This is a genomic window from Gracilibacillus oryzae, from assembly GCF_009498735.1.
Taxonomy (GTDB): Bacteria; Bacillota; Bacilli; order Bacillales; family Amphibacillaceae; genus Gracilibacillus; species Gracilibacillus oryzae.
The window spans coordinates 14,146-27,005 of record NZ_ML762454.1 but is presented as its reverse complement, the minus strand read 5'-3'; the positions used below and the strand labels follow the sequence as shown (position 1 = coordinate 27,005).

Here is a 12,860-nt window from a genome sequence, read left to right as displayed (position 1 = left end):
TTGTTATCTGGCATTGTCATTGTTCCTAGTCCGATAGCGGAAACTTCGAGACCTGTGTTACCCAGCTTCCGTTTCTGTACAGTATGATTGCTAATCATATACATTTCCTCCTTTGATAAGTTCCTATGCTATAATAATAAAAGCTTCATTTAATAGTAACCACCACATGTTTATACTAGTAATATGACTAATAGGTTAACTGCTGACAGGAGGGGTTATTTCCATGCAAACCACAATAAGATCTAAAGTATTCGGTGAATATCTAAAATCCAGAAGAGAGCGTATACAGCCAGATAAAGCAGGAATTAAAACAAATCGAAGAAGAAGGACACCGGGATTAAGCCGTGAAGAAGTGGCATATTTCAGCCACATTAGCGTGACATATTATACGTGGCTGGAACAAGGGAAAGACATTCATCCATCTAGAGAAGTCTTATTAAACATAAGCAAGGCATTACAACTAACCCCTGATGAAAAGGAACACCTCTTTAACTTAACATATACTGATGACTCCGCCTTGCCAGTTGATAAATATTATGATGCTTCTCTAAAATATGCGGTTGATGAGTTACCTTTTCCTTCTTTTATTACAGATCAACGTTCCAAGGTTATTTTCTGGAATGAAGAAGCAGAGCTGAAACTTTTTCCATTTTCATCATTTGAAGAGCGGCATCTCTTGCAATTGCTTTTTTTAGAAAAAAGCTGTCGGGACCGCATTCAGAATGCTGATGAATTTTTGGCCTATTCTGTTGCTGTTTGGAGAAATATTTATGACCGTTTTCCGGAGGATAGAATCTTAAATCAGCTGCTTGTCACACTGCAGAATCAAAGCGAATTGTTTAGAAACCTTTGGGACCAGCATCACATCGAGCAAAAGAAAGTTAGTTTTATTTCTATAAAAGAACGAGACCAGATGAAACAATATCGAATTCACTCTGCCACACGAGTGGATGGAAATGAAGATTTGAATTGGTGTATGTATATTCCTGTTTAAACATGATAGTCTGTCTTATGGAGAAAACGAGTTTATGATATTCATTTTGACCAGGTTTCATGATCCCCGAATTGTCATCCATGATCATTTGATACATACTGATTGAATTGCTCGAATAAAAAATAGACCTTCCTGAGTTATTAGGAGAGGTCTATCTGATCATGGTTAGTCGATCCCTTTGAGGGAAACAGGAAATAATACTTGCTACGAACTTGTGACATTATAAGGTTGGCTCTTCTCGGTATTTTCAGGTACTTTCCTTTATCCCGACGCTCCCACTCCTCATCATTCTTAAAAACACTCCTCCTGCCAACAGGAAAAGCAATATCCCAATACTAAGCAAGATCACTGTTAGACTTTTCCCGCCAGTTGTTGGGGAATCTGCCAGCACTATGGTAAACAGGGTATGCCCAATTCCTAACGACAGAAAAGATACACACAAAGCTTTCGTACTTTTACGGAAAATCAAATAACAACTGAGAATCAGCAGATAGGAAAGACTGATTACCATCAAGATCGGAAAGAACGGGCTGAATTTCGCGGCATAAACAAAATGATCTAATTGGGAAATATCTGCTTTTGTTTTCACAACACCTTCAGAGAAAAAGGTAGAATATTTCCATTCCCACGGGTTATCTCGAATCGCGCTGCCTTCATACCAGGCGGCCAGTGTGGAAAAAAGCAAGAGGAACACGGCGATTACATACTGAACGATATATTTCACGATACACCCTCCAATGGATTTTTCTTTAGTATAACATAAATTTCCATTAAAAATACATCTGCCGATACATTGTCGGGGTCATGCCCTCATTTTCTAAAAAAAGCTTGTTGTAATAGCTGGGATTAGGATAGCCGGATTTGTCGGCAATTTCTTTGACTGTGAGATGTCTCTCTTCCAGCAAAAGCTGCTTGCTAAAGCGCAGGCGACATAATGTGATAAAAGCCATTGGCGTCATTTGGGTGACACGTTTAAACAGGCGGCAGAAATAATAGGAACTGACACCTGCTTCCTTTGCCCAGAATTCCAGATCAAACGGCTCTGGTGCTTTTTCCTGCATTTTCGGCAGCAGGGACTGAATCCGTGAGTCCAATTCCTGTTTTGCCTTCGATTCACGAGGGACCGCGATGGTGGTAAAGGTAGACAGAAATGCATAGGTCAAAGTTGACAATGCGGATAAATGCAAAAAACTGTTTTGTTCAGCATCTACCAGTAATTGTTCATGTGTCTGCACAAGCTTACTCAGATTCGGCAAGCGCCATAGTGTAAATCTGCCAAACCCGATTTCGGACAGAAATGTTTGCAAAGTACTTCCATAAAAGTGGACCCATCTTACGCTCCAAGGGTCATCCTTGCTGCTGTAATAGCGCTGTTCCTGTTTTGGGAAATAGAGAAAAGCATCTCCCTTTTGTAATGTATATTTTTCCCCATCAAGCTCGACATAGCCTGTTCCTGATAAAACAAAATGAATGCTGAAATTATCGAGTGCACCGGCTTGGCGGCCAACATCATGATCTGCAGATGATTCATACCAGCCGACTGATTCTGGCAGAATGATATATTCCTGTTTCTTTAATGTAGGAAGCAAAACCTGACGTTTCAAATGATCACACCTTTTTAGGACAATATTGTATTAGCCTATCGCAAAAAGCTTCTATTTTTATTTTAATCATAATCGCATATAATAACAATAAAGTATTATAGGGAGGGAAAAAGATGACGATTAAATGGGGTATTATCAGTACAGCAAACATCGGAAAAAAAGCAGTGATCCCTGGAATTAAGCAATCAGAAACAGGAGAAGTGTATGCGATTGCAAGCCGTAATCTGGATAATGCAAAAGAAGCAGCAAACGAGTTAGACATTCCTGTTGCTTACGGAAGCTATGAAGAATTATTGAAGGACCCGGAAATTGATGCCGTTTACATTCCGCTGCCGAATCATCTACATAAGGAATGGGCAATCAAAGCGATGCAAGCAGGCAAGCATGTGTTATGCGAGAAACCAATAGCACTGAATGCGGAAGAAACACAAGAAATGCTGGAAGAAAGCAAAAAAGCCGGCGTTGTTCTGGCAGAAGCATTTATGTATCGTTACCACCCGAGATATCAGATGATTCAGGAAAGAATTCAGGCAGGCGAGATCGGGGATATCCGCGGCATTCACGGTGTTTTTACATTCAATAGTGCAGGAGCAAAAGAAAATGTCCGTTTTCATAAAGACTGGGGCGGCGGTTCCTTATATGATGTTGGGGTTTATCCGATCAGTGCTGCCAGAATGATTTTAAACGAAGAGCCACAGGCGGCGACGGTTCATGCTTTATTTTCCGAGCAGCATGATGGAGTCGATATGATGGCATCAGGAATTTTGGAGTTTGAGCAGGGCGTGGCGCTGACGTTTGATTGCGGCATGTGGGCAGATTTCCGCAACCGTCTCGAAATCCTCGGAACAGAAGGTCGAATTGATGTCCCATCCGCTTTTGTAGTCAACCAAAATGAATCCGATCATTTTTTCATTTCTAACGGAAAGGGAACAGAAGAGGTCAAAGTGCCTTATGTAGACCAGTATGCACTGCAGGCAGATGCTTTGGGACGCAGTATTCTGGAAGGAGAGGCACTGCCTTTTTCCGCAAATGATGCTGTGCTGAATATGAAGGTACTCGACGCATGCCTTACTTCTGCTGAAGAAAGAAAACGTGTGGAAATCAAGGGGGAAGCATGATGAACTCGATTCAAATTAATGGACTGGAAAAGCCTGTTACAACCTTAATTCAAGGTTCCGATTATTTTAAGCCAGCTATTTTTGAAAAAGTCTGTCAGGTGCTTGATCGTTATGTCGCCATTGGCGGGAATACAATTGATACAGCACATGGATATTGTGGCGGCGAGAGTGAAGTGGCGATCGGAATGTGGATGAAGGAGCGGGACAATCGGGAAGATGTCGTGATCTTGACAAAAGGTGCCCATCATGATCAGAACGGCCCGCGTGTAAATCCTGAAGCGATTCGCCAGGACCTTTTCGAAAGCTTGGAAAGGCTTGGGACTGATTATATCGATTTATATGCATTATCGATGCATTGAACGAACATATTGAAGCAGGCAGGATCAAAGCAATCGGCGGATCGAACTGGACAACCGAAAGGCTTCAGGAAGCGAATGAGTATGCTGCGGCTAACGGCCTTGTTGGTTTTTCCTTCAGCAGTCCGAACCTCAGCCTTGCGAAGGCAAATGAGCCTTTCTGGAAAGACTGTGTTTCGACTGACAGTGATGATTTGAAATGGCATGAAGCAACACAAATGCCGCTATTGTCATGGTCGTCCCAGGCAAGAGGATTTTTTACCGGCCGATTCACACCTGAAGATCGCAGTAATGCTGATCTTGTGCGGGTTTTTTACAGTGAGGCAAACTGGGATCGGCTGGATCGTGCAGAGCAGCTTGGCAAGGAAAAAGGTGTAACGGCAATTCAGATTGCGTTAGCTTATGTGTTGAATCAATCTTTTCCAACTTGTGCCTTGATCGGTGCACAGAATGAAGCAGAGCTTATCTCTTGCTTGGAAGGATCGAAAATTGAATTGACTCAGGAAGAAGTGGAATGGCTGGAGAATGGGGAAGCATAATAAGCGCTCAAGCTGGCATGTGATGTCAGCTTGGGTTTTTTGTTGTGGGGGAAGCGGTATAACATCAAAAGTGAAGAGTCCGTGTTAAGTTATGATGTTATGAAGCTTTCATAACGTCAAAAGAGGAGGGGTTGCGGAGAGATATGAAGGTATGAAAGGATCATAACGTCAAAAGAGGAGGGGTTGCAAAGATTTATGATGTTATGAAAGAATCATATCGTCAACAGAAGTGAGGATCAGGCGTGTTATAGAAATATAAAGGATTAACAAATTTTGAATTACAATGCTAATGTCATAGAAACTCTGAACCCAATAGGAATAGTGACCCAAATAGATAAGTTTATCAAGAAAAACTTAGTTTTAGAAGCGTTTTCCAATTTGATTTTTGTAAACAGCCACCATATTATTAATGCGCCAACAAGCCATATTAGCAGCATGAAGAAGAATTCCGGTGCTACAAACATCTGATCTGTGTAATTTTCAGCGATTGTCCCACTTGCAAAGAAAAATGATAACATCAATGTAATTATACCGCAGATAATGACATTCGCCATAACCAAAGTGAATCTCATTACATTACCCCCTATTCTTAAAAAAATGATAATTTTATCCCTAATAACAAAGAATTTGTAAAAAAGGAAGCTACACCGGGTGAGTCAGTATCCTTTCAGAAGACTTCAACATCCTATCCTCATGCCTGATTTTTGATATATTTACAATAAAATCATTTTCCTATATACTCTTTGATTATGACAGAATTCATTACATAAACACATAGGAAAGGACGAAAGAAATTGGAAGCAAAAAAGGTCAGCTCACAAGAGGATTTAGAACAAGCTTTTTCTATTAGAAAAGAAGTGTTTGTCAAGGAACAGGGCACGCCGCTGGAAGATGAGTTTGATGAATTTGACAAACTGGACGGACAATGTGACCACATTTTAGTCTATTATGACGAAAAGCCAGTCGGTACGGGAAGGATAAGATTAGTCGATGGATTAGGAAAATTAGAGCGAATTTGCATATTAGAACCATTCCGCAAATATGGCATGGGCAACCTGATCGTCCAAACATTAGAAAAAATCGCAGCAGACATGGGAGCATCACAAGTGAAATTACACGGACAAACCCAGGCAGAAGGGTTTTATCAAAAACATGGCTACAAGACTTCCTCTAATATTTTTATGGAAGACGGGATTCCGCATGTTTTAATGACGAAAACGTTAGCTGCTGAGTGAAAAAAGGTCACTTTCTGGCTCTTTGATTAATTCGCTTGCAGGATGTCCTTTTTAACCCCAATAATGTTAATAATCACAATATAAACCGGATAAACAATCAATCCGCCTATGATAAATAAACCGGTAACAGGGTTAGGCACATCGCCGCCATTTGTGATCGGGAATAATGATGCGAACACGTACATCATCAACAAGAAGTATGGAAGCCAAAGGATGGCGGTCCAGAAGTTTGCCTTTCTGCCGTCAAGCCATTTTTTTGATAAATAAAAAAGGATCATTGTCCCGGCGATTACCTCAATTAATATCACAAGCAACGTCACAATATGGACTGTATCAATCTGCCAGTTTGTCAGTCTGCTGATACGATAAACATTTGCCATCAATTCGATCGGAACAAAAATCAGAAAAGCATACACCATACTGACAACATTCAATTTTAGAAAATACATATGCTTCATCTCCAGACAATTACTCACTCTCTGCCTTCCCCTTCACATAATCGATATGCCTCTTAATGTCATCAATTTTATCCTTATTCAGACCCTTTAAATCAACTATGTACAAATCTGACTGAATTCTTCCCGTCTTCCAGGCTTACTAGTATATCGAGCTACATGACAATGAACTGGTCAGTGTGTACAGATTGAATTATAAGAAGGGGAACAATCCGCCATATAAGACGACCTTTATTCGGGAAAATAAGAGAAGAAGACAAGGATTGTTGATGTCATCTTCTTGAATTTCTCCTGTTATCCTTCAACTTTCAAGTCATCTACTAACCATGGTGTTGTATCAGTTGAATTAAAGCTTTCCACCGTTAATCTGTATTCGTCATTTAATATAGGAATATTAAATGTAATGTTTAACGTTATTTTGTCATTAGGCTGAAGGTTTCGATCTGCAGGGTTTTTGTTGGCAGCAATCGTTCCTTGATATGTTAGATCTTCCGTATCGTCATATAGACTGAATGCTAAACTATCTGCATTAAGCGGTGTATCTCCAACATTCTCAATCGAAATAATGGCAGACACAGACTTAGGATCATTATAAGCTGTGTGAAGGGTGACTACCTTCATTCCATCTTTGTAGCCTTCACCATAATGTAACATATCTGGAACATTCCCAATAACATTTTCCTGTGCAGGTATATCATTGCTTTCTTCATTAGAGATTTCTTTTGTATTATTACATGCTGATAACAAGCCGGCAATGACTAAGATCATCAGGAAATTTGAACATTTCATTTGTAAAAACTCCTTTTTTATGTTAATTGATAACCTGTCGAGAACGTTTTGAAAATTATCAAATTTACATATTTCTATATTGGTTAAACCAAGTTCGCCCTGTGCTCCATTCTTTTACTGGATTAGCATTACCGAGAATTTCGTTACATGCCATCGCCATCACGTATTCTCTTAATCCATCACTATCTGTCATGCTGAATTTCATTAGTAAATAATCCAATGTCTTGTTTCCATGTCCCACAATAGAATCGAATTTCTCTTGATTGGCTTTTACATAATCGTTGGGATTGGATGAGGCTGCTGGTGTTTCCACTATTTTCGTTAAGGCGTTTTCTATATCGAGAGTGAGGTTTTCTGTTGTTTTATCAGTAGGATTATCCATAACGGCATCTTTCTTTGTTTCAGCATTATTGCAGGCAGAAAGCAGTACCACAATCATTGTAAAAAGAATAATTTTTTTCAAAACCTTACCTCCTGTATATATTTTCTTCATATAGTTATTCTCTCCATGGCGGTTAAATCCTTCATGGCAGTTGAGTTTTTTACAATTGCTCTAATTAAATTGGCAGAAAGGCGATTTACATAAATGATTGTCTAGGATTTGGTGAAAATTCAATGATGTATTTGGAATATTATGTTAGCATGGAATTGTTACAGTAACGGCTGTTTAGTCAAGAAAGTTTTCCGCTAGCCTGTGCGAATGTTGAATTGCTTTGAATCAGGAGGTGCTTATCTTGCAAGTACTATATCTGGAGGGTTGGTTGCCAATTATTTTAGTTTGTATTGTAGTTGCCGCATTCATTTGTGTATTGGCAAAGTTTGTAAAACGAATTCTGTTATATTTTGTTGCTGCTACTTTCTTTGTAATATTTGCTGGTCTCTTTCTATACAGTATTTTAGGAATCGGACGTTGGGAAGGTATGGCCATTGGTTTCTATTCCGTCTCAGCTCTTATAGGTACTGCCACCGGAATAGGTATCAGCACATTTATTAAGAATAATAAAGAACGGTGAGGCCAATGAGAATATCTTCTTTTCAACTAACCAATATATGCCAATTGGTTCAATGTTAAAAGGAACACTAGGACTATTATTTCGCTATGTCCTAGTGTCTCTAATTATTGATACTACACAAATTTGGCTGTATGGATAGGTTAAAAGCAGCTTTTAGTCAGTCTTTTCTTTGCCATTTTTTAAATCATAGTACTTACTGACAATTCTTTTTCCAATGTTGTGATGAATTGGATATTGAGTCGCGCTTGTACCACCATTTTTAGGTACTACTATCGCAAATGCAATTTCTGGATTTTCAGCCGGGCTGTATCCGACGAGTGTTAAATTTTCGGTGTATATTTGTTGCCCGTTTTCAAATTGCGGATTTTCCGCTGTACCTGTTTTACCGGATACTTCATATGGAAAACCAGACCACCTTCCACTTGCAGTACCCTCAGTAAATACCCGTCTAAATCCTTGTTGGACCCTTTCAATGTATTGATCTTCCATCTCTATACGATTTAAAACTTGTGGTTCTTTTACTTCCAGTACCGGTCCCAACATTTCTTTATCATTGGTACTTGGTTCTCTGATTTCTTTTAATAAATGTGGTGTTATACGATAACCATCATTGAGCTAATTGCATTGTTGTATAGGTATCAAATTGACCAAAAGAGAAATCTAGTAAATTACCTGCATTCGCCTTGTCTGTATCTCCTATAACACCGATAGATTCGAATGGCATATCAATTCCGGTATTTACACCTAAACCGAATTGATTGTAATAATATCTTAGTTCGTTAAATGTTCCATAATTAAAATTATATAGCGGCTCACCTTTTCTATAGTTTGCACCACTCATCTTTATAGCGATACGCATCATATAAATGTTAGAAGATTCTTGTAATGCTTGTATATCATTTAGGGCAGGACCTAAATTAGTATGTGAATTTTTCACAGGAGTTCCTTTTATGTCGATAGGGGATTCACTTAGCACATTATTGTTTAAATCGATTACTCCTGATTGATAACCCGCCAAAACTGTTGCACCCTTAATGGAAGATCCTGGTGCATGGGCGTCATAAATCACTCGATAAGAATTGTTTAAAAACTCATTATTTTGTCTGTCATATCTGAATGCTGACATTCCCAATATTTCACCAGTTTGAGGATTCATCATTACTGCCATTGCATCCTGGAGATAACCATTATTGTTTGAAGAAGCAAGTGCATTCCTCAGTTCTTCCTCAACGATCTGATCCATAGCTTTTTGTAAGTCCATATCAATCGTCAATACTAGGTCTTTCCCTCTCTGTCCTGTAACAACTACATCAGAACTTACGATATTACCATTGGAATCGGTCGTATACTTTACTTTTTCTTTTCTGCCACGCAACACATGTTCATATTCTTGTTCCAGGCCACTTTCTCCCACTCGGTCATTTCGTGAATACCCATTCGCTAAGTAATAATCACTTTCTTCCTGTGGAATTCCTTCATCTGAACTCGTAATGTTACCTATAAAAGCAGATAGTGTTTCATCAAATTTTTTATCTCTTTTCCAGTCAATAGTAGCATCAATTCCTGGCAGTACTGGAAGATGCTCAGCAACTTGTGCATACTCTTTTTCTGTAATTCCCTCATTAACAATCACATGAGGAGATAACCCCCTGGCAACATCTAGTTCTTTTTTAATTGAAATGATATTTAATAACTCATCTGTCCATGCAATAGAATCCAGGTCTTGTTTTGTAATTTTATTTAACTCGGCTTGGTAACGTGGACCAGGTTCTAATTCTTTTTCTTTCTCAGAGAGCCTGTCGCTTACTTTTTTTGCATGTAAAAGATAGAAATATTCTTTCTTATCCAGTTCCGTAATTTCTTCCCTTAGTTCTTCCTTATCCTTGTATACAATAATATATTGACCTAAGTTTTCTGCTAATTTCAATTTTTCTTCAGAACTCTCGCCATTTTTTGGAGGAGTATAAGTAATTGCTTTGACTCCTACATTATCTAAAATTAATTGATGATTACGATCATACATTTTTCCCCTTGGAACTGGTTTTTTGGATGATGTATCTTCTGTTTTGTTAATTTGCCGCTGAGCTTCTTCTCCATTTAAAACTTGAAGTACTCCTAATTGAACTATAATTAAAGAAAAAACTAAAAATACAATGACAAATAAGATATTTAATCGCAAGGGCAATTGGGCAATCTTGTTTTTCTTTTTTCTTTTCATTTTAAATTTCCTTTGACTAAACATGCTATATACCTCCAATCATGTGGCGTTAGCTAAAATAGCAGTAAATTTAACAGACGATGACGGGAAAAAGTACCCTTAATTAAAACCGTCTTTTCTATTAAAAAATTATTCTTTTAAAAGCAACATTCTTAAAATGTATCCGAATGTGATAATTTTCCTTTTGAAAATATTTTTTAAAACCTGGTTATACTTGTTTTCTAAAGAAAAACGATTCTTATGAGAAAGATAAATAGTGCTATAAAAAGAATAAACACTATGCTTCGTATTATTTTTAATCTTTTTTCTATCTCCTTATGCATTTCTGCCCTCCTGAAAGATTGATTTCCCGATGTATACTTAATAAGATTAATTCTCTTCATATTGTTACTTTTGTATAATTATGTATAATGTATACTATTATAACATATAAAGGTAAAAATGTAATATTACCTAGGAAATGAGCTTTTTACTATTAATTCCCTTTAATTACTGTTAACTCTGTAGAAGATTTTGTAAAAGTCACGATACCAATTCCTGTTTAATTAGTAAAAAAACATATATTGTTAATTTATTAATAAACTAGTAAAATGCAATAAATACCTCATTAAATGATAGATATATATATAAATTTTTATGAAAAAACCGTTACCAAATAAAAATTATGATAACTCGCAACTCTATATTAATATCAATTATTGTAGGCCTATTGGCAAGAAAAAATGCCATGTTATTGGTACAAAGAATACATGAAGAAACTGGAGGATGGTCTATGGAGCTATTTCTATTTATCGGTGCAATTCTTAGTGCATTTTTCTTATTTATAGTATCTGGAAAGCTTATAAAAGAACTAATTAGCAAAAATAATGATATTGGCCATCTTTATATAACTGGTGGAATACTGTCTGGTTTTATTATGTACGCAATACTTGTTTTATGTGGAAGATAAATCTTTGTATATATTATAAGGTTGTGAGGGGGAGAGTTTATTGAATAAAAAACCAACAATATTGCTGCTCGGTACGGATCATTTAGATAATCCTAAAAATGGAGATATGTTTATGTCACAAACCGAAGGCATTCTTACTGGAAAAAGACAAGATGAAGTAAAAGAAGTTATCAATTTTTTGAAAGCGTTTCGACCAACGAAAATTGCATTGGAGGTCTTAACCGAAAACCAAAGTAATCTAAATAAAGATTACCTGTCTTTTCTAAATGGAAACTATTCATTAACAGCCAATGAACGGCACCAGTTTGGCTTTCAATTAGCTAAAGAAATGAACCATAAAGAAATATATGCAGTTGATTGGAACGAAAATAATGAAGGCGTTCCTAATTTGGGTGATTGGGCAGATAAAAACAAATCTGACTTATTTAGCGAAATAGCTGAAAAGGGAAAACAAATGACACGAGAGACTGAGGATTATTTTTCAAATCACACAATAAATGAGTTTTTGCTTTGGATGAATGACAAAGAAAAGGTTCAGTCAAATCATGAGATGTATATGAAACTTGCTTTAATTGGCAGCGAAGACAATCCAGTTGGTGCAATGTGGACCGCACAATACTGGTATTATCGAAATATGGTAATCTACAAAAATTTAGTGGAATTAATCACTACAAATGAGGATAGAATTTTTGTTCTATATGGTGCTGGTCATCTCTATTTGTTGAACCAGTTTTTAAGGGAAAGCAATATATTTAATTTAGAAACTGTACAAGATTATATATGTGTATGACAGTTAGTACAAGGAGGTTTCTGGAGTTTGCAGTATCCCATATATAAAATGTCACTAGCTTGTTTTACATTCAATTTGATTCTGCTTATCTTCTCTTTAATGTATCTTATTTTTCCACAAATGGAAATGCTTTCTTTTATCTTTATTATCCTCCTATTTTTTTCACCTATGGTATGTCTGGCCGGATTTTTACTGGGTATTGGTGCTTTTATAGCCAAAGAGAACATTGGTCTGTCAATGCTTGCAACGATAGTGAACATTTTGTATATAATCAGTTATTTTAAGATTACTGAGATTTTGGGTGGAAGCATATAAAGCGGGCTAGGACAAAGAAATAGTAATATTTTTATTAAATGAGATCTGGGAGAAAAATCAACGATCGAAACAGATTAAGGCATATGATGTTATGAATTTATATAATAATGCAGGTTGATGGGACAAAAGACGAGAACAAGAAATTGAAGAAATGTTAAACATAGTACCATCATTGGATGCGTGGAATATATCGAATTAAAAAGGAAAGTTGATTTACTCAAATAGTATAATTCCTGGAGGAGATATTGTGGAGTTAATATTTATTAGACACGGACAAGGTGAACATACATTGAATTCACCAATAAGTTTACAAATTCGTGACCCTGCATTGACTAAAAATGGTGTTAGTCAGGCTAAATCGGAAGTATCGTTCTATTACCTGTTCCATTTAGTGATTTAACAAATTGAAAACAATAACTTTTTGATATTTGCATTTAAAATCCCAATGTTCACATTGTTATTTTAGAAGCAGAATTGCCATCAAT

At 37.0% G+C, this 12,860-nt stretch carries 12 protein-coding genes and 3 pseudogenes; 8 read left to right on the top strand and 7 right to left on the bottom strand.

From position 1 onward, the window contains the following. Nucleotides 1-223 precede the first annotated feature (223 nt). On the top strand, nucleotides 224-994 hold the full coding sequence (locus F9U64_RS20970) for an MmyB family transcriptional regulator (protein ID WP_153406846.1): 771 nt from the start codon (nucleotides 224-226) through the stop codon (nucleotides 992-994). A 247-nt stretch (nucleotides 995-1,241) separates the two neighbouring features. Here F9U64_RS20970 and F9U64_RS20965 read toward each other — a convergent pair whose 3' ends face one another. Together F9U64_RS20965 and F9U64_RS20960 are read right to left on the bottom strand one after the other, a co-directional pair. After that, nucleotides 1,242-1,718 (bottom strand): YjdJ family protein, encoded by a 477-nt coding sequence (locus F9U64_RS20965; protein WP_153406845.1) that lies wholly within the window; start codon nucleotides 1,716-1,718, stop codon nucleotides 1,242-1,244. A gap of 46 nt (nucleotides 1,719-1,764) precedes the next feature. Next, nucleotides 1,765-2,598 (bottom strand): helix-turn-helix domain-containing protein, encoded by an 834-nt coding sequence (locus tag F9U64_RS20960; protein WP_153406844.1) that lies wholly within the window; start codon nucleotides 2,596-2,598, stop codon nucleotides 1,765-1,767. Between the two features lie 113 nt (nucleotides 2,599-2,711). Here F9U64_RS20960 and F9U64_RS20955 point away from each other — a divergent pair, with 113 nt between their 5' ends. After that, entirely contained in the window at nucleotides 2,712-3,716 is a 1,005-nt protein-coding gene (locus tag F9U64_RS20955; protein ID WP_153406843.1) for a Gfo/Idh/MocA family protein, read from the top strand. Next, nucleotides 3,716-4,611, top strand: a pseudogene (locus F9U64_RS20950) (aldo/keto reductase). Before F9U64_RS20955 ends, F9U64_RS20950 begins: the two are co-directional and overlap by 1 nt. Nucleotides 4,612-4,889: 278 nt before the next feature. Here F9U64_RS20950 and F9U64_RS20945 read toward each other — a convergent pair. Then, entirely contained in the window at nucleotides 4,890-5,183 is a 294-nt protein-coding gene (locus tag F9U64_RS20945; protein WP_153406842.1) for a hypothetical protein, read from the bottom strand. A 222-nt stretch (nucleotides 5,184-5,405) separates the two neighbouring features. Here F9U64_RS20945 and F9U64_RS20940 point away from each other — a divergent pair, with 222 nt between their 5' ends. Continuing rightward, on the top strand, nucleotides 5,406-5,846 hold the full coding sequence (locus F9U64_RS20940) for a GNAT family N-acetyltransferase (RefSeq protein WP_153406841.1): 441 nt from the start codon (nucleotides 5,406-5,408) through the stop codon (nucleotides 5,844-5,846). A 26-nt stretch (nucleotides 5,847-5,872) separates the two neighbouring features. Here the strand turns inward: F9U64_RS20940 and F9U64_RS20935 are convergent, their stop codons facing one another. The 3 genes from F9U64_RS20935 to F9U64_RS20925 all read right to left on the bottom strand — a co-directional run bounded on the left by F9U64_RS20935 (nucleotide 5,873) and on the right by F9U64_RS20925 (nucleotide 7,553). Beyond that, nucleotides 5,873-6,295: a hypothetical protein gene (locus F9U64_RS20935; protein WP_228275827.1), complete on the bottom strand. Its 423-nt coding sequence runs from the start codon at nucleotides 6,293-6,295 to the stop codon at nucleotides 5,873-5,875. A 300-nt stretch (nucleotides 6,296-6,595) separates the two neighbouring features. Beyond that, nucleotides 6,596-7,090 (bottom strand): DUF4352 domain-containing protein, encoded by a 495-nt coding sequence (locus F9U64_RS20930; RefSeq protein WP_153406840.1) that lies wholly within the window; start codon nucleotides 7,088-7,090, stop codon nucleotides 6,596-6,598. 64 nt (nucleotides 7,091-7,154) lie between these two features. Continuing rightward, nucleotides 7,155-7,553 carry a lipoprotein gene (locus F9U64_RS20925; protein ID WP_153406839.1) on the bottom strand — a complete coding sequence of 133 codons (399 nt, stop codon included), beginning with the start codon at nucleotides 7,551-7,553 and terminating at the stop codon, nucleotides 7,155-7,157. 271 nt (nucleotides 7,554-7,824) lie between these two features. Here F9U64_RS20925 and F9U64_RS20920 point away from each other — a divergent pair, with 271 nt between their 5' ends. Beyond that, nucleotides 7,825-8,103 carry a YesK family protein gene (locus tag F9U64_RS20920; protein ID WP_194287461.1) on the top strand — a complete coding sequence of 93 codons (279 nt, stop codon included), beginning with the start codon at nucleotides 7,825-7,827 and terminating at the stop codon, nucleotides 8,101-8,103. Nucleotides 8,104-8,256: 153 nt separating this feature from the next. On the opposite strand, the pseudogene F9U64_RS20915 reads toward F9U64_RS20920, so the two are convergent. Further along, nucleotides 8,257-10,126, bottom strand: a pseudogene (locus F9U64_RS20915) (peptidoglycan D,D-transpeptidase FtsI family protein). 967 nt (nucleotides 10,127-11,093) lie between these two features. Between F9U64_RS20915 and F9U64_RS20910 the strand changes: the two are divergent. The 3 genes and pseudogenes from F9U64_RS20910 to F9U64_RS20900 all read left to right on the top strand — a co-directional run. Then, complete coding sequence (locus tag F9U64_RS20910; protein ID WP_153406837.1) at nucleotides 11,094-11,270, top strand: hypothetical protein; 177 nt, start codon at nucleotides 11,094-11,096, stop codon at nucleotides 11,268-11,270. 40 nt (nucleotides 11,271-11,310) lie between these two features. Continuing rightward, the gene (locus tag F9U64_RS20905; protein ID WP_153406836.1) at nucleotides 11,311-12,060 is read left to right on the top strand and encodes a DUF5694 domain-containing protein; all 750 of its coding nucleotides are present in this window, start codon (nucleotides 11,311-11,313) and stop codon (nucleotides 12,058-12,060) included. A 562-nt stretch (nucleotides 12,061-12,622) separates the two neighbouring features. Next, nucleotides 12,623-12,733: pseudogene (locus F9U64_RS20900) on the top strand (histidine phosphatase family protein); the annotation flags it as partial. Between the last annotated feature and the right edge of the window lie 127 nt (nucleotides 12,734-12,860).